The sequence below is a fragment of the Bradyrhizobium liaoningense genome (genome assembly GCF_018130785.1).
Classification (GTDB): domain Bacteria; phylum Pseudomonadota; class Alphaproteobacteria; order Rhizobiales; family Xanthobacteraceae; genus Bradyrhizobium; species Bradyrhizobium liaoningense_A.
In genome coordinates this window covers 186156-208840 of record NZ_JAFCJT010000005.1, presented here as the reverse complement: position 1 = coordinate 208840, position 22685 = coordinate 186156, and the positions used below count along the sequence as shown (strand labels likewise).

Sequence of the window (22685 nt, the reverse complement as noted above, 5' to 3'; positions counted from 1 at the left end):
TTTCGCGCGCCCGCTCGCGCCCACTCACAATGAAATCAGGTGTCATGACCGAACAGACGCTCGCCGCGCCTATCGACGATCCATCGGACCGCCAGCGCGGCTTTTCGCGCTACCAGGTGCTCCTCATCGCGCTGCTCGCGTTCACGCAGTTCACGATCATCCTCGATTTCATCATCATGTCGCCGCTCGGGGCCATCCTGATGCCCGCGCTCGACATCACGGCCGGGCAATTCGGTATCGCGGTGTCGGCCTACGCGTTCAGCGCGGGACTATCGGGGATCCTGGCCGCCGGCTTTGCCGATCGCTTCGACCGCAAGCGCCTGCTGCTGTTCTTCTATGTCGGCTTCACGCTCGGGACCCTGCTCTGTGCCGCGGCGCAGACCTACCATGTGCTGCTGCTCGGCAGGATCGTGACCGGATTGTTCGGCGGCGTGATCGGCTCGGTCGTGCTGGCCATCATCACCGACCTGTTCGCGCTGCACCTGCGCGGCCGCGTGATGGGCTTCGTCCAGACCGCGTTCGCCGCGAGCCAGGTGCTCGGCATTCCCGCCGGGCTGTTTCTCGCCAATCACTGGAACTGGCATGTCTGCTTCATTGCGATCGTCGGCCTGTCGATTGCAGCAATCGCCGTCATCATCTTCGCCATGGAGCCGGTCGACGCGCATCTGAAACTGAAGCAGGACAGAAACCCGTTCCGCCATCTGGTCGCGACGGTCGGACAACCGCGCTACACGCTGGCCTTCGCCGTCACGACATTGCTGGCGACGGGCGGGTACATGCTGATGCCGTTCTCCAGCGCCTTCACCGTGCACAATCTCGGCATCGACATCCTGCATCTGCCGACGATCTATCTGGTCTCCGGCCTGTTCAGCATCGTCACGGGACCGCTGGTCGGCAGGGCCAGCGACGCGTTCGGCAAATACCCGACCTTCGTCTTCGGCAGCGTGGTGTCCGTCATCATGGTGCTGATCTACACCCATCTCGGCCACGTCTCGCTGACGACCGCGATCCTCGTCAACGTCCTGATGTTCGTCGGCATCTTCTCGCGGATGATCCCGTCGCAGGCCCTGATGTCGGCGATCCCCGATCAAAGCCAGCGCGGCTCGTTCAGCGCGATCAGCGCCTCGCTCCAGCAACTCTCCGGCGGGATCGGCTCGGTGCTCGCCGGCGCGATCATCGCGCAGGCGCCGGACGGGTCGCTGCTCCATTTCGACCGGATCGGCTACGTCGTCGTCGCGTCGGCGATCGTCGCCCTGGTCGCGATGTATTTTGTGCAGAAGCAGGTGGCGGAGAGGTCGGGGAGGCGGGCGGTTTGAGGGGAGGCGGGTCCGTTTGGCGCGATCGGGGGCTTCGCGACGGCGGTGCAGGGATCGCCGCGCCGTGCGTGATGCATTGATCGCCTTCATGGTTGCGACTGCGCAGGCACAGGCAGAAGCGACTGAGGACGCGCAGAAGGCTGGTGCGCAGCTTCGTGACAGCGCAACCACAACTTGCCGCTTCTTCCCATCAAGACTAACGTTGGAACCCTCTAAAAGGGGACGCTGCGTGCTTGATCCTGTGCAAGATACTTCCCCCGCCGACAGACGGTTCACCGCGTTCCAGACCGTTGTGAAAAAGCGTGGACGACGATGGAAATGGTCCGTCTCGTCAGCAGCGGCACCGGCTCTGATCTATGGCTCGGAGCGCAGTCGAGCGGCAGCAAGATACAAAGCCCAACGCGCTCTCTTTCTTCTACTGGCAAACGGTCAGCCTCGCCATGTCGAGATTGAAAATCGGAAGCCTGGACATGCTGATCTCTTGTCCCGTGCTGCACAGGCAATCTCGCGGGCGCGTTCGCTCGGGGCAGAGAACTGCCGCGCAATTGGAAGCCTGCGAGCATCAGGGAAGGTGCTGTCGGAGAGGATCATGCAGTTGCAGGCCGCTCATGCGGCTCTCGCGGCGAACATCGCCAACACTCGAATGCTCCTGAATAGCAAGTCGTAAAGAAGACAAGGACTACTGTCGCCGCTGACCATAATGGAGTCTCCCACGCAGCTTCCTGATCAGTTCGCGCAGGCTATCGATGTGTTCCGAGCCGCGTGCCTTGCAAGCCTATCTCGGCCACAAGAACATCCAGCACACGGTCACACGGAGCTATCGCCAACGCGGTTCAAGGACTTCTGGAGGAGGTGAGGCGGCGGGCAGTTCCGCCGGGGAACAGCGAAATTTTTTCCGCTCTCACAGAACCACTGATCTCTCTCGGTTATTAACCTATGTTACCGAACCCGGGAGTGTCTGCCATGGGTCAATCAACGCCGCTCCGACGCACCGCAATTGTGGTTGAGGACGATGCCATACAGCGGGACATGATCGCCCTGCTATTGGAGGAAAGCAACTTTGAGGTGATCCAGTGCGAGGACGCCGAAACGGCGTCGTTGGCTCTCAAGGCTCGCCATCCTTCCCTGTTGATCACCGACATCAACCTAACGCTCAAGATGAACGGCATAGAACTCGCCCGGCTTGCGCGTATGATTGATCCCACCCTGCGCGTCGTAGTCATTTCTGGGCAACCGCCAGCAAGCCCGTTGCCCGATGGTGTCACGTTCCTCTCGAAGCCAGTCTACCCGGTTACGCTACTTCGGGAAGCCACGCATTGAACGGCCCAGGACGACACGCCATCGGATAGGAACGTCCGGGTCGGTATAGTGGTTGGCGCCCCATGAAGACGCCCAGGAAATTCCTCGAACTCGCCGCGCGTTGCCGGAGCGCGAGGCTCGACACCAACGACCGTACTACTCGCTCTTATCTTGAGATGCTGGAACATAGCTACCGAGTGCTTGCACGTAGCACGGAGGTGCTGAGCCGGTCTCGAAGGGTTCAGAGAGCCATCACAAGGTCTCACACAAATGACGACCTTGGTTAAGGTTGAGCCTTGTCGGACTGCTGTGACGATGTAGCGGGAGGCTGCTGCCGTGGTGCAGTGACCGGCTGCTGATCGCCGCCACCATGCGGGACGCACGTCCCTACGTTATTCAGCAGCCGCTTGGCCTCAACGTCACGGGCCTTCTTGTAGTCCCTGCGTCGGTCGATCCTTGCCGCAGCCATGCGATCCCACGCCTCGAAGGCGTCAGCATAGTGCTGTCGCATCTGCTCCTCAGCGGCGAGGCAGTCCGTGAACTTGTCGAACACCAGATCGGTGTTGACTGGCGAGACGCCGCCCACCAAGACCACCAGCATCCATTTCATGGCTTCTGCCTACGTTCGTGCCCGCCCATCGGGAACGGTAGTGCGTCGGCAAAGTTCCGAGCCGGAAGCGCTGCGCTTGCCTCTTAAAAGCACGACACCGGCGCCGTGACCGCTTGGCGCGAAAAGAGCTCTCTCTGTGCTCAGCTTCGCCGAGTGATCTCATGGATGATGAGTTCACGATGTGCGATGTGCGAAGCCAGCGCAACTCGGAAGGAGGCTAACAGTTCTCGCGCCAACTCAGTCTCACAACCGGCGCGATCCAGAGTAGCTATACGCTCTTCCTGATCAGCGATGTGTCGCTCGCCTTCGGCTACGTGCCGTTCGGCTTCTCGCAAGTGACGCAGGTGCATCTCGCGATCCATTCCAAACGATACACCCAGTTTTCCGCGACCTGGCTTGACGAAGATCAAGCTCACTTCTCCTGCTGCGGAAAGGGTTCTTCGGTCTTGCAGCAAAGGACGTGTCCGGCTCTGGACACCGGCGAAGCACGTCCTTCGCCTTTTCCACGACCTCTTGTGCGCGTTCGAACGAGAGGCGATCCTGTCGGGGCGACGGCCAATAGATCGATGGAAGAAGGCCAGCAACCCGTTGCTCAACGTCCTCCTCGGGCAGGTGGACGTAGTAGGCTTCTCCAACCTGCTTGATGTTCTCGGTATCGGGTTGGGCCATCGGTGGAGCCGAGAGGGCGGCGTTACGCCGACGCAGGGTCTCCAGTTCTTGCAAGACCCGCGCATGCTCTACTGCGTGTCTGCGACAAGCCTCAGCAGGGTCGTTGGTTTCGAGAGAAACCTTCCACTCCCGCTTGCCAAGCCGCGCTCGAACGTCGGCAGGAACGATCTTGCGGAAGTAGTACACGCCCGTGACGGGGTGCTTCCGAGGACGGCACCTCGAGAGAGCCATTTGTACCACCCGCTTGTACCTACGGGCGACCGAAAACCTTCGGTTCTCAAGGACTTGTCGGGCCTTATCAAGACCTTGGTGCCCAGGAAAGGACTCGAACCTTCACGGCCGTTAAGCCACTGGCACCTGAAGCCAGCGCGTCTACCAATTCCACCACCTGGGCATGCCGTTTGGGGCACGGAGGCGGTTACTACGGTTCGGTGACGCGGTTGTCAATTCATGCTTGAGCCCTGCTTCGGGATGCCGATTGCGCATCGCAAACCGGACCGATACAAGCCTGACAACGCGCTACTCACCCGCAGGAATGGACCTCCATGGCATCGAATCTGGAAACTCTCGTCACGGTTTTCGGCGGATCGGGGTTTTTGGGCCGGAATGTCGTCCGCGCGCTGTGCCGGCGGGATTACCGGGTCCGGGTCGCGGTGCGGCGGCCGGAACTCGCCGGATACCTCCAGCCCTCCGGCAAGGTCGGGCAGGTCCACGTCGTGCAGGCAAATCTGCGCTATCCGGCCTCGGTCGAGGCGGCGCTGCGTGATTCGCAGGTCGTGATCAATCTGGTCGGCATCCTCGCCGAGGGCGGCGCGCAGAGCTTTGACGCCGTCCAGGCCAAGGGTGCCGAGACCGTCGCCAAGGCGGCCGCCGCCGCAGGTAGCCGCCTGGTGCATGTCTCCGCGATCGGCGCCGATGCGGGATCGCCCTCGCGCTATGCCAAGGCCAAGGCGGCCGGCGAGGCGGCGGTGCTGGCCGCGGTGCCGTCGGCCACGATCTTCCGCCCGTCCGTCATATTCGGCCCCGAGGACCAGTTCACCAACCGTTTCGCGGCGCTGGCGCGGATGTCGCCGGTGCTGCCGCTGATCGGCGGCGACACCAGGATGCAGCCGGTCTATGTCGGCGACGTCGCCACCGCGATCGCGGATGCGGTCGACGGCAAGGCCAAGGCGGGCGCGACCTACGAGCTCGGCGGCCCGGAAGTGCTGACCATGCGCGAGATCATCGAGGCCATTTTGGCCATCACCGACCGCAAGCGGGCGCTGGTCCCGCTGTCGTTCGGCCTTGCTCGCTTCCAGGCCAACTTCCTGCAATTCGCGCCGGGTGCGCTGAAGCTTACGCCGGACCAGGTCACGCTGCTCGAGCACGACAATGTCGTGTCGGAGGCGGCCAAGGCGGCGGGGCTGACGCTGGAAGGCCTCGGCATTGCCGCGGATTCGCTGGAGGCCATCGCCCCGCAATATCTCTGGCGTTTTCGCGCGGCGGGGCAGTTCCAGCGAATGAGCGTTTGAGGTTTCCGCAGCGTCATGGCCGGGCTTGACCCGGCCATCCACGTCTTCTCACCGCGGCCACCAAGAACGTGGGTGCGCGGCACAAGGCCGGGCATGACGAGACTGTGGTGCGGGTCGCAACCGACTCAAAACTTCAGCTTCTTGAACACCGCTTCCGGCAACGTCTTGATGATGAGCATCACGAGACGCCATTTGCCGCTCACATAGACGACGTCGGTCTTCCTCTCGACGGCGCCGAGGATCGCATCGCCGACCACCGGCGCTTCGACGGTGAGCGGGCCGATCAGCTTCATGCCCTCTGTCATTTTCGTGCGGACGAAGCCGGGCTTCACCGTGACGACATGGACGCCGCCGCGGCTGGCGCGGGCGCGCAGGCCCGACAGGAAGGCGGAGAAGCCCGCCTTGGCCGAGCCGTAGACATAATTGGAGGCACGGCCGCGATCGCCGGCGACCGACGACACGCCGACGAGCGTGCCATTGCCGCGCGCCAAGAACTTTTCCGCGAACAGGCCGAGGATCAGCGACGGGCCCTCGTAGTTGGAGCGCATGATCGTCGTGGCATGCGCGAGATCGCTCTCCGCATTTTGCTGGACGCCCAGCAGGCCGACGATCGAGATGACGACATCGGGCAACGCCGGAAGACTGCTGACAAAGCTGTCGAACGACGCAGTGTCGAGCACGTCGAATTTGTGGAGGCCGACCTCGACGCTGTAGCGCGCGCGCAGATCGGCGACGTCAGGCTCCAGCACGGTGACGTCGCGGCCCGCAAGGGCGACATCGTATCCGGCCCTGGCAAAGGCGCGCGCGGCGGCGCGGCCGATATCGGAGGAGCCACCGAGCACCAGAACGGACTTGCGTGACGTCACGGCTTAAACCTCATCGAACAGGCGTTGTGAAAGTTTCGAGCGGATGGTCCCGGCGGGATCGAGCGATTTGCGGATCGCGTTGAAGCGCGACAGGGCCGGATAGCCGGCCGCGAAGGTCGCACGCGACTGGCGCGCGTCCTTGGCGAGATAAAGCCGTCCGCCGGCGGTGACGACCAGGCGGTCGATCTCGTCGAGGAAATTCAGGATGTCGCCCTTTACTGGGAAATCCAGCGCCAGCGTGTAGCCGGGCAGCGGGAACGACAGAATACCGTCGCCCTGGCCGAGTTTCTTGAGCACCGCGAGGAAGGAGGCATCGCCGCGCCGGGCGACGCGATCGAGGATCTCGCCGAGCACGGCGCGGGCACCTGGCTCCGGGATCACGCATTGATGCTGGAGGAAGCCGCGCCGGCCGTAGATACGATTCCAGTCACCGATACTGTCGAGCGGGAAGAAATACGGATAGAGCGAGACCACATGGCTGCCACCGGCACGCCGCGCGCCCATGCGGTAGTAGAGCTCGTTGAAGGCGCGGATGCTGTAGCGATTCAGCGTCATCGACGGCAGGTCGATGGGCACCGCGAGGCCGGGACCCTTGCCGGCGGGAAATGCACCGGCGCCGTCGGCGAGCTCGTCCGTCCTTGCGTGCTCGCCGAGATAGATCAGCGAGCGGCCCAGATCGCGCCCGCGCGCCGCGCAGTCGATCCAGGCCACCGAATAGGTCGCGGCATCGCTGGCCTCGAGCGCCCGCATCGCGGCGTCGAGATCGGATGCGGAGATCACCCGCTCGCGGATCCACCCCGTTTCGACCGGTCGCAGCCGCATCGTCGCCTCCAGGATCACCCCGGTGAGACCCATGCCGCCAACGGTCGCGAAGAAGGCATCGGAATTCTGTTCGCGCGAGACTTCGATGGTCTCGCCCTGCCCGGTGCGCAGCAAAATGCCGTCGACATAGCGGCCGAAACCACCCTCGCAATGATGGTTCTTGCCATGCACGTCCGCGGCAATGGCGCCGCCGACCGAGACGAAGCGCGTGCCGGGAACAACGAAAGGCAGGAAGCCCCGTGGGCCAAAGGTGTCGATCAGGTCCGACAGCAGCACGCCGGCTTCGAGACGAATGCGCCCGGCCGCCGGATCGAACGACCTGACCCGGTCGAACCCGGTCATCCCGATGGTCCTGACCGCGCCAATCGCGGCATCGCCATAGGCCCGGCCGTTGCCGCGGGCCACGGAGCCGGTCGCGACGGCTTCGCCCACCGCCTCGAACGACCGCGGGCGCAGCACGTCGCTATCGACGACCGGGAAACGCCCCCAGCCGCTGACGAGGGTCATGGCTCAGCTCCTGTGCGAGGTGCGCGCGCGGCCCCGCTCTGGAAACTGCCTACCGGTCAAAAGCTTATATTGCGTTGAAGCGCGCTAGCGAGTTTTCGAGAAGTTAATGGCCGAGCGCCAGCGCGATCAGGCCGAGCGTGCCGACGATCACGCGCCACCAGGCGAACAACACGAAGCCGTGGCGGGTCACGTAGGACAAGAATGTCTTCACCACGATGATCGCGGTGATGAACGACACCACGAAGCCGATCGCGACGACGCCCATGTGGTCCATCGTCATCTCGGAGCGGCTCTTGTAGAAGTCGTAGGCGAACGCGCCGATCATGGTGGGAATGGCGAGAAAGAACGAGAACTCCGCCGCCGCGCGCTTGTCGGCGCCCAGAAACATCGCGGCGACGATGCTGGCGCCGGAGCGCGACACGCCCGGGATCATCGCGATGCACTGCGCGATGCCGATATAGAGATACATCAGCAGCGGGAACCTCGTCGCGTCATGCTCGCGCGCCTTGAGATCGAGCCGGTCAACCCACAGCAGGATGGCGCCGCCGACGATCAGCGAGAAGCACACGACCCAGGGGTTGAACAGCAGGCTCTTGATGTATTTGCCGGCGACGAGACCGACGATGACCGCGGGCAGGAACGCCACCAGCACGCCGATCACGAAGCGGCGCGCATAGGCATCGCCGGTGAACATGCCGATCGCGACGTCCCACAATTTCTTGAAGTACAACACGACGATCGCGAGGATCGCGCCGAGCTGGATCAGAACGGTAAACGAATCCCAGAACGCGCCTTCGCCGAGATGGAAGAAGCGCTCCGCGAGCAGAAGGTGGCCGGTCGAGGACACGGGAAGGAACTCGGTCACACCCTCGATGATGCCGAGGATCACTGCCCGTACTGCATCTGACATATTTACGGTCCATTTCCGCTGGAAAAGCGGGGCTCTTCTCGCCTATTCGTCCTTTTCTCGCAATCGCAAAATGCGCCATCACGCCCTTGCCTCGCGGTTTTGAAGGACTAGTGTGGCGCCGCACAAACATTGATGGATTCTTAAGCACCATCAAATAGTCAAAGGCTTCATGTTTACGCTGTTTCATCATCCGTTCTGTCCGCATTCGCGCTTCATCCGTCTGATCGCGGGTGAATACGGGCTCGACCTGAAACTGGTCGAAGAGCGCAGCTGGGAACGGCGCGAGGCATTTTTGCTGCTCAATGCGGCCGGCACGACACCGGTCCTGGTGGACGACGAGCAGCCGCCGATACCGGGCGGAGCGATCATCGCCGAATATGTCGACGAGGCCTATGGCGCCGAGATGGGACCGAAGCGCCTGATGCCGGAAACGGTCGCCGAGCGCGTCGAGGTGCGCCGGCTGATGGCCTGGTTCAACGAAAAATTCTTCGAGGAGGTCTCGCATCCTCTGGTCACCGAGCGCATCTACAAGCGCTTCATGAGCGAGGAGAACGGCGGCGGCGCGCCCTCGGCCGACGTTATGCGAGCCGCCAAGGCCAACGTGCGCTATCATCTGGCCTATATCGGCTGGCTGGCGCAGACGCGTAACTTCCTCGCCGGCGACCGGCTCACTTACGCGGATCTCGCCGCCGCGGCGCATCTCTCGGCGATCGACTATCTGGGCGACGTGCCATGGAGCGAGGACGACGCAGCAAAGGCGTGGTACGCGCGGGTGAAATCCCGCCCGTCGTTCCGTCCGCTGCTGAGCGAATGGCTGGCGGGCGTGCCGGCCTCGCGGACGTACGTGGACCTCGACTTCTGAACTCCGATCCGACCGAACTGAGGACGGCGCTTGCAAACGAGGCACGCGCGCTCGGCTTCGACTGCATCGGCATCACCGCACCAGGCACGATCGAAAACGCCGGAAAGCATTTTCTCGAATTCATCGCCGCGGGCGCCCATGGCGACATGGACTGGCTTGCAGCACAGCCGGAGCGCCGCGTCGATCCGCGCGGATTGTGGCAGGACGTACGCAGCGTCATCATGCTCGGCGTCAATTACGGGCCCGACCAGGATCCGCTCGCGATCCTGAACCAGCGCACGCGCGCGGCGATCTCGGTCTATGCGCAGGGCGACGACTATCACGATCTGATCAAGAAACGCCTGAAGGCGTTGGCGCGCTGGCTGGTCGCAACCGCGCCATCGGACGTCAAGGTGTTCGTCGACACCGCGGCGGTGATGGAGAAGCCCCTGGCGCAAGCCGCACATCTGGGCTGGCAGGGCAAGCACACCAATCTCGTCTCGCGCGAGTTCGGCTCCTGGCTGTTCCTCGGCGCGATCTACACGACGCTCGAGCTGCCGCGCGACGACGCCGAGATCGATCATTGCGGTTCGTGCCGGGCGTGCCTCGACATCTGCCCGACCGCGGCGTTTCCGGCGCCCTACAAGCTCGATGCGCGGCGCTGCATCTCGTATCTGACCATCGAGAACAAGGGGCCGATCCCGGGCGAGTTTCGCAAAAGCATCGGCAACCGCATCTATGGCTGCGACGATTGCCTTGCGGCATGTCCCTGGAACAAGTTCGCGCAGGAGGGGCGCGAGGCGAAGCTTGCGGCGCGTGATGAATTGCGCGCGCCTGGTCTCGCTGAACTGGCACGGCTCGACGACACGGCGTTTCGTGCGCTGTTCACGAAGTCCCCGGTGAAGCGTATCGGCCGCGACCGCTTCTTGCGGAATGTGCTGATTGCGATTGGCAACTCGGGTGAGGTGGCGTTGGCGGAGGAGGCTCGGCGACTGCTCGACGATGCAAGCCCGCTGGTGCGCGGGGCCGCGGTATGGGCGTTGGGGCAATTGCTGTCGCGGGAAGAGTTTGAGGCGACGAAGTCTGCCGCGATGAACAACGAGCGTGACGGCAGCGTGCGTGAGGAGTGGCACACCGCCACCTAATCTTCCGGTGTCATGCCCCGCCTAGTGCGCAATCGCGCACGGGGGGCGGGACATCCAGTACGCCGCGGCTTCCCGGCTCTATCACTGCCGTCTCGGAGTACTGGATCGCCCGATCAAGTCGGGCGATGACAGCGGAGTTTGGGGAAACAAGCGCGGCGCCCGATCACACGCTCGCCACCCTTGATTTCCCCACGCGTTCCTGCAAGTTCGCGCGTCATGACAAACATGCCTTTCTTCACCCGCGACGGCGATACATTCCATCCGACGGAAGTGGCCAACGGTCCCTGGGATCCGAAATCGCTGCACGGACGCGTTATCGTCGGCCTGCTCGGCTTCGCCATCGAGGAGCGCCATTCGGGCCCCGACTTCGTTCCTGCACGGCTCACGGCCGACATGTTTCGGCTGCCGACCATCGACAAGCCGATCGAGGTGACGACACGGCTGGTGCGCGATGGAATGCGCATCCGCGTGGTCGAGGCGGAATTCTTTTCCGGCGGCGTCAGCATGGCGCGCGCCTCGTGCCAGTTGCTGCGGCGGACGCAAAATCCTGAAGGCAACGTCTGGTCGCCGCCGAACTGGGACGTGCCGAAGCCGGCCGACATCCCGAAGCCCACCGATCCCAGGCTCGGCATGAACGGCAAATGGACGACGCGACCGATCGTCGGCCACATGGGCTCGCTCGGGCCGAAAAAACTCTGGATGAGCGAGGTGCGCGAGCTGGTGGCGGGCGCGCCGATGACGCCGTTCGACCATGTCGCTGTTGGTGCCGACTTCGCGAGCCCCTTCGCCAATGCCGGCGACAAGGGGCTCGGCTACATCAACAGCGACGTGACAATCTATCTGCACCGCCTGCCGGTGACGAAGTGGATCGGCTTCAACGTCGTGAATCATCAGGCGACCGATGGCGTCGCGATCGGCGAATGCTGGCTCTACGACGAGCAGGGCCCGATCGGCACCGCCACGGTCGCAGCACTTGCGCAGCGCAAGCCGATGGCGAAGCCACCGCCGCCGTAGCTCTCTGTCGTCATTCCGGCGCGCGACGAAGTCGCGAGCCCGGAATCCATTCCACCACTATTTTTGCGGCCCGATGGATTCCGGGTTCGCGCCAAGTGGCGCGCCCCGGAATGACAGGGTAGGAGCGTCACGCCAGATGCCGCTGCATCTCCGGCCGCGCCTTCAGCTCCGCGCCCTGCTTGCCCACGATCTTCGCAATCCGTTCCGGCGCAAATTTCAGATCGACGAAGGCCGGCGCGGTGTTGGCGACCTCGTGATACCCGGCGATCTTGCCGTCGCGCAGCGTCATGATCGCCACGCCCTCGAACATCGCCCGCGCGCCGTCCGCTTCGGCCAGGGTCGAGCGGTAGCTGAAGGTGTAGCGCGCATAGAGCGTGGTGCCGTCGGTGACGGGATCATGCATGTCCCAGCGGAAATCGGTCGCCGTGCGATAGAACCAGTCGTCGACCATCGCTGCGATTTTGGCGCGGCCTTCGAAGGCGCCGTAGAAGACGTCGTGATAGACGCCGTCCTCGGTGAACAGGTCGGCAAACGCGCGGCCGTTGCGCTGTTCGACGGCGTCGCAGAAGGCGCGCAGCATGGCGGTGGTGGTCATTGGATTGCCTCCCAATCTCTGTCATGCCCGCGAAGGCGGGCATCCAGTACGCCGCGGCCCGTCAGCTCAATCACGACCGCTGGTGGAATACTGGATCATCCGCCTTCGCGGATGATGACACCGAATTCTGAGCTACACTTCACCCGATCTCGGCCACCGCGGCAAGAATGCGGGCGATGTCCTGCGGACGGGAGAGGCGGTGATCGCCGTCCTGGATCATGGTCAGCACGACGTCGTCGGCCGGCAGGCGATGCGTCAGCGCGAAGGCGTGCTGCCAGGGCACATCGGGATCCTGCGCACCCTGGAGGATGCGGACGGGACAGCCGAGATCGATGGCGCTACCGAGCAGCAAATGATTGCGGCCCTCCTCGATCAGGTTCCGCGTGATCGGGTAGGGCGAGCCGTCACCATAGTCCGACGGCCGCAACCAGAAGCCCTTGGTCTCGATTTCTTTCTTCACCGCCGGCGAAAAATTCTTCCACATCAACTCCTCGGTGAAGTCGGGCGCCGGCGCGATCAGCACCAGGCCAGCCAGCGACGCTTTACCGCCCCGCTTCCTGATCTCGCGCGCGAGCAGCAACGCCATCCAGCCGCCCATGGAGGAGCCGATCAGAACCTGCGGGCCCTCGCAGAACCGCTCGAACACCGCCACGCTGTCCTCGAGCCAGCTTCCGATGGTTCCATCGGCGAAATCGCCGCTGGATTCGCCATGGCCGGAGTAGTCGAACCGGACCGCGGCGCGGCCATGGTCCGCGGCCCAGGCATCCAGTGCCACGGCCTTGCTGCCTTGCATGTCCGACTTGAACCCGCCGAGCCAGACCAGCCCGGGTCCTTGCCCCGATTCTTGGCCGGCGCGGCTGCGCACCGCGATCCTGCGTGCCGACGGGCCCTTGCCCACATCGATGAAGCCGAGCACGGCTTCGGGAATTGCATTGGTCATGGAACGTTTACTCTGGTTGTTCGGTTTGAGCTGTCTGGATGTGTTCCGCGACGCAGCCCAACATCGGTATTGGCCCTTTGGGACGCTTGCGGAACAGAAGCAAGGTGTCTATGTCGTGCAGCGTGCCCATGGGCGTGACCAAAATGCCTCGCATTTGAGGCTTTATCGCTTCCCGCACGCGCGACTTGCTTGCCGGCAAACGCATCTTCCTTCAGACTAACCGCCTCTTTCACAACTTTGGAGAACCACCCATTCGCCGTCCCAATAAAGCCCCGCCCGTTGCCAGCAAAGACGGGCCGCGCATCAATGATGATATTCGCAATGCGCAAATCCAGCTGATCGATCAGACCGGTGACAACAAGGGCACGGTCGAAACCGTTATGGCCATCCGCATGGCCCAGGAAGCTGGCATGGATCTGGTCGAGATTTCGCCGAATGTCAGCCCTCCCGTCTGCAAGATCATGGACTACGGGAAGTACAAATATTCCGCCCAGAAAAAGGCCGCCGAAGCCCGCAAGCGGCAGAAGATCGTCGAGATCAAGGAGATCAAGCTCCGCCCGATGATCGACGACCACGATTACGACGTGAAGATGCGCGCGATGCAGCGGTTCTTCGAAGAGGGCGACAAGGTCAAGATCACGCTGCGCTATCGCGGCCGCGAAATGGCGCACCAGGAGATCGGCACCAAGCTTCTGGACAAGATCAAGAACGACGTCGCCGAGCTCGCCAAGGTCGAGCAGGACGCCAGGTTCGAGGGCCGTCAGGTCGTCATGGTGCTGGCGCCGCGCTGACGCCGGCTCTTCAGGACTGAGAGTTCAACGGCCCGTCCGGATTTCCGGCGGGCCGTTTGTGTATCAGGACCGCGTCGCCTGCCAGGTGCCGCTGCAGCGGTCGCCGGAAATGATGCCGTTCCAGAAGCCTGCACCGGCGCCCCCGGCGAGCCGGCCGCCCCCACTGGCGTGGGACGCGCCGACCGAGACCTGGACCGCGACGGCGCCGCCGCGACTGACCCTGCCGGAAACCCGGCCGCCGCCGGCGGATGACACCCGGCCGCCGATGACAGTGAAAGGGACACTGTAACCGGAGCTGCAATTGCCCCGCGTGGTGGCGAAGGTGACGTTCCAGATGCCGTCATAGCCGCCGATGCGGGCGTCGGCGGTCGAGGGCAGCGCGGCCGTGGCGAGCACGGCAAGGAGGGCCAGGCGGCATGGACGGGTCAAAGACGAAAGCGATTGGGAAAAATGGGCCATTTTGGTCCTGCTCCAGGCGACACGGCTTGGACATGTGGGTGGTAACTCCGAATAGTCGCCGGGCAGGTTTCGGCGGTTCAGCGTTGCCATTTGGCTTGTCCTCTGTCATAAGCCCAGCCTTCATCGCCCGGCTGATTAAGGGCTGCCGTGGCGGTGTCCGTGCGGGTTTCGCGCTTGTTCGTAAAACCTGAGCACAATCAACGCTCTAACGAGCATTTTTGACGGCCAGCCGCCTTCGCGGGCGGATTTCTGTGGCCATTAGGAGAGCCAAATGCCCAAGCTGAAGACCAAATCGGGCGCTAAAAAGCGCTTCAAGGTGACTGCCACCGGCAAAGTGATGCACGCCCAGCGCGGCAAGCGTCACGGCATGATCAAGCGGACGAAGAAGCAGATCCGTCAGCTCCGCGGCACTCGCGTGCTGTTCAAGACCGACGGCGACAACGTCAAGAAGTACTTCTTGCCGAACGCCTGATCGCGTCCAAGATCGTCGAAGATCATTGCCACCTCCGCCGCGCTCGCGCGGCGATCCGAAAACCAAGTCATCTCTGAAGGATTTTTGTCATGTCTCGCGTCAAACGCGGTGTGACCGCCCACGCCAAGCACAAGAAAGTCTACAAGGCCGCCAAGGGTTTCTATGGCCGCCGCAAGAACACCATCCGCGCCGCCAAGCCGGCCGTTGAAAAGGCCCAGCAGTACGCCTTCCGTGATCGCAAGCGCAAGAAGCGGACTTTCCGCGCGCTCTGGATCCAGCGTCTGAACGCCGCTGTGCGTCCGTTCGGCCTGACCTACAGCCGATTTATCGACGGTCTCGCCAAGTCGGGCATCACCGTGGACCGCAAGGTGCTGTCGGATCTCGCGATCCACGAGCCCGCGTCGTTCCAGGCGATCGCCGAGAAGGCCAAGGCTGCGCTGGCCGCCTGAGAGGCCGCTCTGGCTGCGTGAGCAAGCCAGCGCTAACGGCCGGCTCCGCCGGCCTTCAGCGCTCTGCGCGAGTAACGCTGGGCGACCTCCGCCCGGCAGAAGGCTGTCGCCGAGATATACATGGTGCCGGACTTGTTCCGGTATTTCCGGTCGCAGACCCGCAACTCGCGCTGATAGCTGAGCTTCTGCGGCGTTCTCTGCCGGCCGACAAAATCGGCCTCGCATTTCTTCTCGACCGCTTCGCCGAATTGCACGTCGCCGCTGGCGCCGTATGCGCAGGCATCGAACAGCGTCATGGCACGGTCGCAGCTCGGCGCCGTCTTGAGAACGGCGATGATGTCTTCCATCGACGTCGATTTGGCCGGGCATTCCTCAGCGGCGTGAGCCGCGCTTCCAAAAAGAACCAAGATCAAGCCGACCACCCAGGATCGTAAACGCATCGTCCGCTCCCTCGACTTCAGGTTGGTGCCAGCCATGCCTCTAGGGTTCAAATGCCCTGCATTTACGACGGCTATACGGCTTGACGTTCCGGCCCGGCTGCGGCCACAACCGGCAGCCTTTTGAAAGGATCCGACCGTGTCCGACCTCGCCAGTCTCGTCCAATCCATCCTCGCGCAGATCAGTGCTGCCGGTGACGAAGCCGCCCTCGAAGCCGTCCGCGTTGCTGCCCTCGGCAAGAAGGGTTCGATCTCCGCCTTGCTCGCAACCCTCGGCAAGATGTCGCCGGACGAGCGCAAGACGCAAGGCGCGGCGATCAACCAGACCAAGGACGAGGTCACCCAGGCGCTCGCCGCGCGGCGCGACGTCTTGAAGTCGGCAGCGCTGGATGCGCGGCTCGCGTCCGAGACCATCGACGTGACGCTGCCGCTGCGCGATGCGCCGACTGAAGCCGGCCGCATCCATCCGCTGAGCCAGGTCTGGGACGAGCTGACGACGATCTTCGCCGACATGGGATTCTCGGTCGCCGAAGGCCCCGATATCGAGACCGACGACTACAACTTCACCAAGCTGAATTTTCCGGAAGGCCATCCCGCGCGCGAGATGCACGATACCTTCTTCTTCCATCCGAAGGAGGACGGCTCGCGCATGCTGCTGCGGACCCACACCTCGCCGGTGCAGGTGCGCACCATGCTGAGCCAGAAGCCGCCGATCCGCGTGATCTGCCCGGGCCGCACCTATCGCATCGATTCGGACGCGACCCACACGCCGCAATTCCACCAGGTCGAAGGCCTCGTCATCGACAAGCACTCGCATCTCGGCCACCTCAAATGGATCCTGCACGAGTTCTGCAAGGCGTTCTTCGAGGTCGACCACATCAACATGCGCTTCCGGCCGTCGTTCTTCCCGTTCACCGAGCCGTCGCTGGAAGTCGACATCCAGTGCCGCCGCGACAAGGGCGAGATCCGCTTCGGCGAGGGCGATGACTGGCTCGAGATTCTCGGCTGCGGCATGGTGCATCCGAACGTGCTGCGCGCCTGCGGCATCGATCCCGACGAGTACCAGGGCTTTGCCTGGGGCATGGGCATCGACCGCATCGCCATGCTGAAATACGGCATCGCCGATCTGCGCCAGCTGTTCGACAGCGATGTCCGCTGGCTGTCCCATTACGGCTTCAAGCCGCTCGAAGTGCCGACTCTCGCCGGAGGACTGAGCTCGTGAAATTCACCCTCTCCTGGCTGAAGGATCATCTCGACACCGACGAGCCCCTGGAAAAGCTCGCCGACAAGCTCACCATGATCGGGCTCGAGGTCGAGAACATCGAGGACAAGGCGAAGGCGCTGAAGCCCTTCACCATCGCGAAGGTGATCTCGGCCGAGCAGCATCCGAATGCGGATCGCCTGCGCGTCTGCATGGTCGACACCGGCGATGGTGGCGCACCGGTGCAGGTCGTGTGCGGCGCGCCGAATGCGCGGGCGGGTCTGGTCAGCGTGTTCTCGCCGCCGGGGACCTACATTCCCGGCAAGGACATCACGCTCGGTGTCGGCACCATCCGCGGCGTCGAGAGCCGCGGCATGCTGTGCTCGGCGGCCGAACTCCAGATCTCCAACGACCATGACGGCATCATGGAATTGCCGGCGGATGCGCCGATCGGCGCGGGCTACGCCGATTGGGCCGCGCTCGGCGATCCCGTGGTCGAGATCAACCTGACACCGAACCGGCAGGACTGCACCGGCGTGCACGGCATCGCGCGCGATCTCGCCGCCGCCGACATGGGCAAGTTCAAGGACCCCACCATCAAGCCGATCAAGGGCGAATTCCCCTGTCCCGTGAAGGTCACGGTCGAGGACGCCACGCTGTGTCCGGGCTTCGCGCTGCGCCTCGTACGCGGGGTGAAGAACGGGCCGTCGCCGGAATGGCTGCAGAAGCGACTGACCGCGATAGGCTTGCGTCCGATCAACGCGCTGGTCGACATCACCAACTTCATGACCTACGACCGCGCCCGCCCGCTGCACGTGTTCGACGCGAAGAAGGTGAGGGGCAATCTCGTGGTGCGCCGCGCCCGCGACGGCGAGGCGCTGCTTGCGCTCGACGGCCGCAGCTACAATCTCGATCCCGCCATTTGCGTGATCGCCGACGAGCACGGCGTCGAATCGCTCGCCGGCATCATGGGCGGCGAGGCCTCCGGCTGCGACGAGAACACCACCGACGTCCTGATCGAATCGGCGTTGTGGAACGAGATCAACATCGCCCAGACCGGCCGCAAGCTCGGCATCAATTCGGACGCGCGCTACCGCTTCGAGCGCGGCGTCGATCCGGCCTTCATGGTCCCCGGGCTGGAGCTCGCGACGAAACTGGTGATGGAGATGTGCGGCGGCGCGCCGTCGGAGAACGTCGTGGTCGGCAAGGCCTTCGGCGACGACCGCGTGATCGATTTTCCGGTCACCGAGGTCAAGCGGCTCTCCGGGATCGAGGTGCCGCAGCCGGAGATGAAGCGCATCCTGACCCATCTCGGCTTCATGATGGCCGGCCCGGGTCCGGTGGTGAAGGTCGCGGTGCCCTCGTGGCGCACCGATGTGCATGGCAAGGCCGACATCGTCGAGGAGATCGTGCGCATCTACGGCGTCGACAAGGTGCCGATGACGCCGTTCGAGCGCGGCGAGGACGCGCGCAAGCCGGTGCTGACGCCGCTCCAGCTCCGCACCCGCCGCGCCAGGCGCGCGCTCGCGAGCCGCGGCATCATCGAAGCGGTGACCTGGTCCTTCATCACGAAGTCTGCGGCAAGTCTGTTCGGCGGCGGCCAGCGCGAGCTCGAAGTGGCCAACCCGATCGCCTCGGACCTGTCCGACATGCGGCCGACGCTTCTGGCGGGGCTGATCGCGGCAGCGCAGACCAATGCCGATCGCGGCTTTGGCGATGTCGCGCTGTTCGAGGTCGGCCAGCTGTTCAAAGGCGACCGTCCGCAGGATCAGTTCATGGCCGCGAGCGGCGTTCGGCGCGGCTTTGCCTCGTCGGAAGGTCTCGGACGGCATTGGTCGGGATCAGCGCAGGCTGAATTGTTCGACGCCAAGGCCGATGCGCTCGCGGTGCTGGCTGCGGCCGGCGCGCCGATGCAGGCGCTTCAGATCGTCGCCGGTGGTCCGGGCTGGCTGCATCCGGGGCGTTCCGGCACGATCCAGATCGGCCCGCAGAACGTGCTCGGCTATTTCGGCGAGATGCATCCCCGCGCGCTCGAGGCGCTCGGCGCCGACGGCCCGCTGATGGTGTTCGAGGTGATCCTCGATCGCATCCCCGAGGCGAAGAAGAAGCCGACCCGCGCCAAGCCCGTGATCGAGCTGTCGGCCTTCCAGCCGGTCTCGCGCGACTTCGCCTTCATCGTCGACCGCACCGTGAAGGCCGGCGACATCGTCCGCGCCGCGCAGGGCGTCGACAAGAAGCTGATCACCGGCGTGAATGTCTTCGACGTCTACGAGGGCAAGGGCATCGACGACGGCAAGAAGTCGATCGCGATCGCGGTGACGATCCAGCCGCGCGAGAAGACGCTGACCGATCAGGAGATCGAGGCCGTTGCGGCGAAGATCGTGACGGAAGTCACGAAGAAGACCGGCGGCGTCTTGCGCGGATGACCCTTGCGGATCTTCTTCCGAAGGACGTCAGTCTCACCATTGCGATGGCGCTCTGCGCCGTCGCTTTCGTTTCGGGCACCGCGCGCGGCTTCTCCGGCTTCGGCTCGGCGCTGATCTTCATGCCGCTGGCGAGCAGCATCGCGGCGCCGCGTCTCGTCGCCGCGCTGCTCCTCGTGATCGATTTCGTCGCGGCCGCGCCGCTGCTGCCCGACGCCTGGCGCAAGGCCGACCGCAAGGCCACGGCCGTGATCGTGTTCGGCGCGCTGATCGGCGTGCCCATCGGCACCTATTTCCTCAGCGTGCTCGAACCCGTCACCACGCGATGGATCATCTCCGGCTTCGTCGCCGCGCTGTTGCTTCTGCTGCTGTCGGGCTGGCGCTATCGCGGCAAGGACCACGCCTGGCTCTCGATCGGTATCGGCGGCCTCTCCGGCTTCTGCAGTGGCCTTGCGCAGACCGGTGGCCCGCCGATCGTCGGCTACTGGCTCGGCCGCCCGATCGCGCCGATCGTCGCACGCGCCAATATCCTGCTGTTCTTCGGCGCGTCGGATTTCTTCTCGATGGTCAGCTACGCGACAACCGGCCTGATCTCGCGCGAGTCGCTGGTGCTGTCGCTGATCGTCGGCCCGGTCTATGCGATCGGCGTCGCGTTCGGCGCGTCGCTGTTCGGCCGCGCCAGCGAAAAAGCGTTTCGCGCGATTTGCTACGGTCTGATCGCGATAGCGGTGATCGCGGGGCTGCCGGTGCTGGACGGGATTTTGCGCTAATTGCCCTACTGTCGCGGCGCGCGGCGCTTCTTCGTCGACTGCGTCGGAACGTCGGCCGGTTCATCCCTCAACGCGCCGATCTTGCGCAAGGCCGCGTCCGCCGCGCGCTCGCCGCTTTCCCAGGCACCGTCGACGGTGCCCCACAGCGTCTCGTGGGTGGCCTCGCCGGCGAGGAACATGTTGCCGATCGGCTCGGTCAGTATTTTGCGCGAGAGCTGACCACCGGGCGAGGACGCCGACATCGCTCCCATGACGAACGGCGAGGCGTTCCAGCGCGTCGCGCTGGTCTTCTGCACGGCGGCCGCTGCCTCGCTGCCGAACAGCTTTGTGATCCATTCCCTGGCGAAGGCGATCATCGCCTTCTCGCCCTGCTCGGAGAGATCGCGGCCGAACGAGCCGCCGACATCGATCGAACACAGGGAGGAGCCGCCGATATTGGCGAGCATCAGCGCCGTGCGCGTCGAATTGCTCTGCTCGATGAGGATGTCGTCGCGCGAGAGCCCGAGCGGATTACCCGGCAGTTGCAGCACGATGCGATCGTAGCTGCCGAGCGTGAGCTTTGACGCCGCATCGAGCGTGCGCTTGGGAATTTCGGACGCGAACTTGATCGCGCCCGATGTCAGCACATTGGTCGAGACCGTGATGATGGCTGCGCGTGCAGCGATCCTGCCGGACGGCGTCTCCACGCTGACATCGCGATTGCTCCAGGCAATCCTGTTCGCCGGCGTCGACAGCGCGACCGGCGCCTGCTCGCCGAGCTTCGTGATCAGGGTCCCCAAGCCCTGGCGGCAGGCGATCGCGGCGTTGCGGTCCTGCGCGCGTCCCTTGTCGATCGCCGACAGCTCCTTGAGGTCTTTACCTGCAAAGCTCGCACCGAGCATGAATTCGGCCGCGCCGGCCCAGTCGCCGAGATCCTTCGGCAGCACGGACGCGCAAGAGGTATCCAGCTTGCCGCGCGCGGCATCGTCGATGGCGCGGTTGGCGCGCACCAGCGCCGCCAGGAATTGCTCGGTCTCGCCGGCACGGGCATTGCGGCGGCCGATGCGCATCTTCTGGCCCGATGGCGCCGGCAGGACATCGAGCCCGGCGCTGCGCGCCAGCCGGATCATCGGGTTGGTCTCGGGATTGTGCATCCAGCGCGCGCCGCGGTCGAACGGCACTTCGAAGGTCGTGCTATCCGTCATACAGCGGCCGCCGATCTGGGATGACGCTTCCAACACCACGACCTTGCGGTTGGCGGCCATGATACGCCGCGCCGCCGCGATCCCGGCCGCTCCCGCACCGATCACGACGATGTCAGCCTCGCGCGGCAGGGGTGCGGCGGTCGCGCGCAGGACCGGCATCGCGGCAAGGGCCGCCGACGCCGATAGGAAGCTGCGGCGCGTGATTGTCATGTCATGGTTTCCGGGGGCTTGCGGCAAACGGGAACAGCCCGCGAACCTTGCCGTATCTGATGTTGCGCGGCAACCATCATGGTGAATCAATCGTGCTTGATCTCACAGAGTGATGAACCGAATTGCAACACGTTTCGACCATGATAGAGAAGCGAAAAAGACGGCCGGAAAAGGCCGTGGGGGGAGTTTGAAATGGGGACGGTCCTGGACTCAGTCGGCAAGCTGATTGCCGCGTACCTCTCGAAGGAGGTGCCCGGCTATGAGCCGTTCACGCCGAGCGACCCCGAGCACCTGCGCGGCGTCGTCGAGGCCGGCGACGTGCTGCTGGTCGAGGGCAACAACCGCATCTCCGGCATCATCAAATATCTGACGCAGTCGACCTGGTCGCACGCCGCGCTCTATGTCGGCCCGGTCGAGGGCGCCATCGAGTCCGACGGCGAGCCGCATGTGCTGATCGAGGCCAATATCGGCGAGGGCGTCACCTCGGCGCCGCTGTCGAAATATTTCCCGTATCATACCCGCGTCTGCCGACCGGTCGGGCTGTCCTATGAGGACCGCACCACGGTCTGCCGCTATGCGATCAACCGCATCGGCTTCGGCTACGACACCAAGAACATCATCGACCTGATGCGCTTCCTGTTCCCGTTGCCTATCCCGCAACGCTGGCGGCGCCGCATGATCGCGATCGGGTCGGGCGATCCCACCAAGATCATCTGCTCCGCGCTGATCGCGCAGGCGTTCGACGCCGTGCGCTATCCGATCCTGCCGAAGATCACCAAGGCCGGCAGTCGCGCCGCCCGCCGCGAGATCCTGCACATCCGCGATTCCTCGCTCTACATGCCCCGCGACTTCGACATCTCGCCCTATTTCGAGGTCGTCAAACCCACCATCGTGCACGGCTTTGACTACACCGCGCTGCACTGGGCCGACAAGCAGAAGCCGCTCGAGGAGGTAGCGGGCACATTCAGTGTGTTTCCAGAAACGCTCCGTGCGCCGCCGCTCGTTCCTGAAGCGATTGACCAAGAGACGCCGGGTGAAATTCCGGCTGAGCAAGTGAGCGCGCAGCCTGCGGAGACGGGCGTCACCTCCTCCGAGCATTTCGTGCTGCTGGACGAACTCGCGATGTACCGCGCGCGGGGGCGCGCGCAGGAGATGGCGGCGTAGGCATCGCGCCTGCCGTCGTTCCGGCGAACGTCGGGAGAGGCGCTGCACCGCGCTTTCCACCGTCATTGCGAGCCACCGGG

At 64.2% G+C, this 22685-nt stretch carries 24 protein-coding genes, 1 tRNA gene and 1 pseudogene; 14 read left to right on the top strand and 12 right to left on the bottom strand.

All coding sequences use genetic code 11. From position 1 onward, the window contains the following. Positions 1-44: 44 nt before the first annotated feature. The 3 genes and pseudogenes from JQ627_RS15305 (at position 45) to JQ627_RS15295 (ending at position 2636) form a co-directional block, all read left to right on the top strand. Positions 45-1316 carry an MFS transporter gene (locus JQ627_RS15305; protein ID WP_212484991.1) on the top strand — a complete coding sequence of 424 codons (1272 nt, stop codon included), beginning with the start codon at positions 45-47 and terminating at the stop codon, positions 1314-1316. A gap of 55 nt (positions 1317-1371) precedes the next feature. Further along, positions 1372-1461, top strand: a pseudogene (locus tag JQ627_RS15300) (recombinase family protein); the annotation flags it as partial. Between the two features lie 818 nt (positions 1462-2279). Next, entirely contained in the window at positions 2280-2636 is a 357-nt protein-coding gene (locus JQ627_RS15295) for a response regulator (RefSeq protein ID WP_212484990.1), read from the top strand. A 262-nt stretch (positions 2637-2898) separates the two neighbouring features. Here JQ627_RS15295 and JQ627_RS15290 read toward each other — a convergent pair whose 3' ends face one another. The 4 genes from JQ627_RS15290 to JQ627_RS15280 all read right to left on the bottom strand — a co-directional run bounded on the left by JQ627_RS15290 (position 2899) and on the right by JQ627_RS15280 (position 4288). Continuing rightward, positions 2899-3225 (bottom strand): hypothetical protein, encoded by a 327-nt coding sequence (locus JQ627_RS15290; RefSeq protein ID WP_212484989.1) that lies wholly within the window; start codon positions 3223-3225, stop codon positions 2899-2901. A 140-nt stretch (positions 3226-3365) separates the two neighbouring features. Next, positions 3366-3575, bottom strand: a complete 210-nt coding sequence (locus JQ627_RS15285) for a hypothetical protein (RefSeq protein ID WP_312015764.1) — start codon at positions 3573-3575, stop codon at positions 3366-3368. Beyond that, entirely contained in the window at positions 3511-4125 is a 615-nt protein-coding gene (locus JQ627_RS39625) for a DUF6538 domain-containing protein (RefSeq protein WP_312015763.1), read from the bottom strand. The genes JQ627_RS15285 and JQ627_RS39625 overlap by 65 nt, the downstream gene beginning before the upstream one ends. A gap of 76 nt (positions 4126-4201) precedes the next feature. Further along, positions 4202-4288 (bottom strand) — tRNA-Leu (locus JQ627_RS15280). Between the two features lie 151 nt (positions 4289-4439). On the opposite strand from JQ627_RS15280, the gene JQ627_RS15275 reads away from it, so the two are divergent. Beyond that, the gene (locus tag JQ627_RS15275; RefSeq protein WP_212484987.1) at positions 4440-5405 is read left to right on the top strand and encodes a complex I NDUFA9 subunit family protein; all 966 of its coding nucleotides are present in this window, start codon (positions 4440-4442) and stop codon (positions 5403-5405) included. A gap of 125 nt (positions 5406-5530) precedes the next feature. Here JQ627_RS15275 and JQ627_RS15270 read toward each other — a convergent pair whose 3' ends face one another. From JQ627_RS15270 to JQ627_RS15260, 3 genes are all read right to left on the bottom strand, one after another. Continuing rightward, positions 5531-6271 (bottom strand): SDR family oxidoreductase, encoded by a 741-nt coding sequence (locus JQ627_RS15270; protein WP_212484986.1) that lies wholly within the window; start codon positions 6269-6271, stop codon positions 5531-5533. 3 nt (positions 6272-6274) lie between these two features. After that, positions 6275-7600, bottom strand: coding sequence for an FAD-binding oxidoreductase (locus JQ627_RS15265; RefSeq protein WP_212484985.1), 1326 nt, complete (start codon positions 7598-7600; stop codon positions 6275-6277). Between the two features lie 103 nt (positions 7601-7703). After that, positions 7704-8510, bottom strand: coding sequence for an undecaprenyl-diphosphate phosphatase (locus tag JQ627_RS15260; RefSeq protein ID WP_212484984.1), 807 nt, complete (start codon positions 8508-8510; stop codon positions 7704-7706). Positions 8511-8679: 169 nt separating this feature from the next. Here JQ627_RS15260 and JQ627_RS15255 point away from each other — a divergent pair, with 169 nt between their 5' ends. The 3 genes from JQ627_RS15255 (at position 8680) to JQ627_RS15245 (ending at position 11510) form a co-directional block, all read left to right on the top strand. Beyond that, entirely contained in the window at positions 8680-9372 is a 693-nt protein-coding gene (locus JQ627_RS15255; RefSeq protein ID WP_212484983.1) for a glutathione S-transferase family protein, read from the top strand. Beyond that, on the top strand, positions 9321-10496 hold the full coding sequence (gene queG / locus JQ627_RS15250) for a tRNA epoxyqueuosine(34) reductase QueG (RefSeq protein WP_212484982.1): 1176 nt from the start codon (positions 9321-9323) through the stop codon (positions 10494-10496). The genes JQ627_RS15255 and queG overlap by 52 nt, the downstream gene beginning before the upstream one ends. A gap of 216 nt (positions 10497-10712) precedes the next feature. Then, positions 10713-11510: an acyl-CoA thioesterase domain-containing protein gene (locus JQ627_RS15245; protein ID WP_212484981.1), complete on the top strand. Its 798-nt coding sequence runs from the start codon at positions 10713-10715 to the stop codon at positions 11508-11510. A gap of 127 nt (positions 11511-11637) precedes the next feature. On the opposite strand, the gene JQ627_RS15240 is transcribed toward JQ627_RS15245, so the two are convergent. After that, the gene (locus tag JQ627_RS15240; RefSeq protein WP_212484980.1) at positions 11638-12105 is read right to left on the bottom strand and encodes a nuclear transport factor 2 family protein; all 468 of its coding nucleotides are present in this window, start codon (positions 12103-12105) and stop codon (positions 11638-11640) included. Positions 12106-12244: 139 nt separating this feature from the next. Further along, complete coding sequence (locus JQ627_RS15235) at positions 12245-13045, bottom strand: carboxylesterase (RefSeq protein ID WP_212484979.1); 801 nt, start codon at positions 13043-13045, stop codon at positions 12245-12247. Between the two features lie 251 nt (positions 13046-13296). Between JQ627_RS15235 and infC the strand changes: the two genes are divergently transcribed. Continuing rightward, the gene (infC, locus tag JQ627_RS15230) at positions 13297-13836 is read left to right on the top strand and encodes a translation initiation factor IF-3 (RefSeq protein ID WP_071917037.1); all 540 of its coding nucleotides are present in this window, start codon (positions 13297-13299) and stop codon (positions 13834-13836) included. Positions 13837-13899: 63 nt separating this feature from the next. Here the strand turns inward: infC and JQ627_RS15225 are convergent, their stop codons facing one another. Beyond that, entirely contained in the window at positions 13900-14295 is a 396-nt protein-coding gene (locus JQ627_RS15225) for a hypothetical protein (RefSeq protein WP_212484978.1), read from the bottom strand. A 271-nt stretch (positions 14296-14566) separates the two neighbouring features. Here JQ627_RS15225 and rpmI point away from each other — a divergent pair, with 271 nt between their 5' ends. Together rpmI and rplT are read left to right on the top strand one after the other, a co-directional pair. Further along, positions 14567-14767, top strand: a complete 201-nt coding sequence (gene rpmI / locus JQ627_RS15220) for a 50S ribosomal protein L35 (protein WP_008539890.1) — start codon at positions 14567-14569, stop codon at positions 14765-14767. A gap of 89 nt (positions 14768-14856) precedes the next feature. Next, a complete protein-coding gene (gene rplT / locus JQ627_RS15215) occupies positions 14857-15216 on the top strand; it encodes a 50S ribosomal protein L20 (RefSeq protein WP_014490867.1) in 360 nt (119 codons plus the stop codon). Between the two features lie 32 nt (positions 15217-15248). Here rplT and JQ627_RS15210 read toward each other — a convergent pair whose 3' ends face one another. Continuing rightward, positions 15249-15656: a hypothetical protein gene (locus JQ627_RS15210; RefSeq protein ID WP_212484977.1), complete on the bottom strand. Its 408-nt coding sequence runs from the start codon at positions 15654-15656 to the stop codon at positions 15249-15251. 136 nt (positions 15657-15792) lie between these two features. Here JQ627_RS15210 and pheS point away from each other — a divergent pair, with 136 nt between their 5' ends. Genes pheS through JQ627_RS15195 form a run of 3 tightly spaced genes read left to right on the top strand, consistent with a single transcriptional unit; the run spans position 15793 to position 20047 of the window. Then, complete coding sequence (pheS, locus tag JQ627_RS15205; protein WP_212484976.1) at positions 15793-16875, top strand: phenylalanine--tRNA ligase subunit alpha; 1083 nt, start codon at positions 15793-15795, stop codon at positions 16873-16875. After that, a complete protein-coding gene (gene pheT, locus JQ627_RS15200; RefSeq protein WP_212484975.1) occupies positions 16872-19280 on the top strand; it encodes a phenylalanine--tRNA ligase subunit beta in 2409 nt (802 codons plus the stop codon). The genes pheS and pheT overlap by 4 nt, the downstream gene beginning before the upstream one ends. Next, a complete protein-coding gene (locus JQ627_RS15195; protein WP_212484974.1) occupies positions 19277-20047 on the top strand; it encodes a sulfite exporter TauE/SafE family protein in 771 nt (256 codons plus the stop codon). Before pheT ends, JQ627_RS15195 begins: the two co-directional genes overlap by 4 nt. Positions 20048-20052: 5 nt before the next feature. On the opposite strand, the gene JQ627_RS15190 is transcribed toward JQ627_RS15195, so the two are convergent. Next, positions 20053-21441, bottom strand: coding sequence for an NAD(P)/FAD-dependent oxidoreductase (locus JQ627_RS15190; RefSeq protein WP_212484973.1), 1389 nt, complete (start codon positions 21439-21441; stop codon positions 20053-20055). Positions 21442-21633: 192 nt separating this feature from the next. On the opposite strand from JQ627_RS15190, the gene JQ627_RS15185 reads away from it, so the two are divergent. Further along, positions 21634-22605 carry a YiiX/YebB-like N1pC/P60 family cysteine hydrolase gene (locus JQ627_RS15185; protein WP_212484972.1) on the top strand — a complete coding sequence of 324 codons (972 nt, stop codon included), beginning with the start codon at positions 21634-21636 and terminating at the stop codon, positions 22603-22605. The last annotated feature ends 80 nt before the right edge of the window (positions 22606-22685 follow it).

What these genes read in the sequence shown, in the direction of transcription:
- JQ627_RS15305 (WP_212484991.1), top strand. Translation starts at nt 45, where the DNA reads ATGACCGAACAGACGCTCGCCGCGCCTATCGACGATCCATCGGACCGC.
- JQ627_RS15295 (WP_212484990.1), top strand. Translation starts at nt 2,280, where the DNA reads ATGGGTCAATCAACGCCGCTCCGACGCACCGCAATTGTGGTTGAGGAC.
- JQ627_RS15290 (WP_212484989.1), bottom strand. Translation starts at nt 3,225, where the DNA reads ATGAAATGGATGCTGGTGGTCTTGGTGGGCGGCGTCTCGCCAGTCAAC.
- JQ627_RS15285 (WP_312015764.1), bottom strand. Translation starts at nt 3,575, where the DNA reads ATGCACCTGCGTCACTTGCGAGAAGCCGAACGGCACGTAGCCGAAGGC.
- JQ627_RS39625 (WP_312015763.1), bottom strand. Translation starts at nt 4,125, where the DNA reads ATGGCTCTCTCGAGGTGCCGTCCTCGGAAGCACCCCGTCACGGGCGTG.
- JQ627_RS15275 (WP_212484987.1), top strand. Translation starts at nt 4,440, where the DNA reads ATGGCATCGAATCTGGAAACTCTCGTCACGGTTTTCGGCGGATCGGGG.
- JQ627_RS15265 (WP_212484985.1), bottom strand. Translation starts at nt 7,600, where the DNA reads ATGACCCTCGTCAGCGGCTGGGGGCGTTTCCCGGTCGTCGATAGCGAC.
- JQ627_RS15260 (WP_212484984.1), bottom strand. Translation starts at nt 8,510, where the DNA reads ATGTCAGATGCAGTACGGGCAGTGATCCTCGGCATCATCGAGGGTGTG.
- JQ627_RS15255 (WP_212484983.1), top strand. Translation starts at nt 8,680, where the DNA reads ATGTTTACGCTGTTTCATCATCCGTTCTGTCCGCATTCGCGCTTCATC.
- queG (WP_212484982.1), top strand. Translation starts at nt 9,321, where the DNA reads ATGGCTGGCGGGCGTGCCGGCCTCGCGGACGTACGTGGACCTCGACTT.
- JQ627_RS15245 (WP_212484981.1), top strand. Translation starts at nt 10,713, where the DNA reads ATGACAAACATGCCTTTCTTCACCCGCGACGGCGATACATTCCATCCG.
- JQ627_RS15240 (WP_212484980.1), bottom strand. Translation starts at nt 12,105, where the DNA reads ATGACCACCACCGCCATGCTGCGCGCCTTCTGCGACGCCGTCGAACAG.
- JQ627_RS15235 (WP_212484979.1), bottom strand. Translation starts at nt 13,045, where the DNA reads ATGACCAATGCAATTCCCGAAGCCGTGCTCGGCTTCATCGATGTGGGC.
- JQ627_RS15225 (WP_212484978.1), bottom strand. Translation starts at nt 14,295, where the DNA reads ATGGCCCATTTTTCCCAATCGCTTTCGTCTTTGACCCGTCCATGCCGC.
- rpmI (WP_008539890.1), top strand. Translation starts at nt 14,567, where the DNA reads ATGCCCAAGCTGAAGACCAAATCGGGCGCTAAAAAGCGCTTCAAGGTG.
- rplT (WP_014490867.1), top strand. Translation starts at nt 14,857, where the DNA reads ATGTCTCGCGTCAAACGCGGTGTGACCGCCCACGCCAAGCACAAGAAA.
- JQ627_RS15210 (WP_212484977.1), bottom strand. Translation starts at nt 15,656, where the DNA reads ATGCGTTTACGATCCTGGGTGGTCGGCTTGATCTTGGTTCTTTTTGGA.
- JQ627_RS15195 (WP_212484974.1), top strand. Translation starts at nt 19,277, where the DNA reads ATGACCCTTGCGGATCTTCTTCCGAAGGACGTCAGTCTCACCATTGCG.
- JQ627_RS15190 (WP_212484973.1), bottom strand. Translation starts at nt 21,441, where the DNA reads ATGACAATCACGCGCCGCAGCTTCCTATCGGCGTCGGCGGCCCTTGCC.
- JQ627_RS15185 (WP_212484972.1), top strand. Translation starts at nt 21,634, where the DNA reads ATGGGGACGGTCCTGGACTCAGTCGGCAAGCTGATTGCCGCGTACCTC.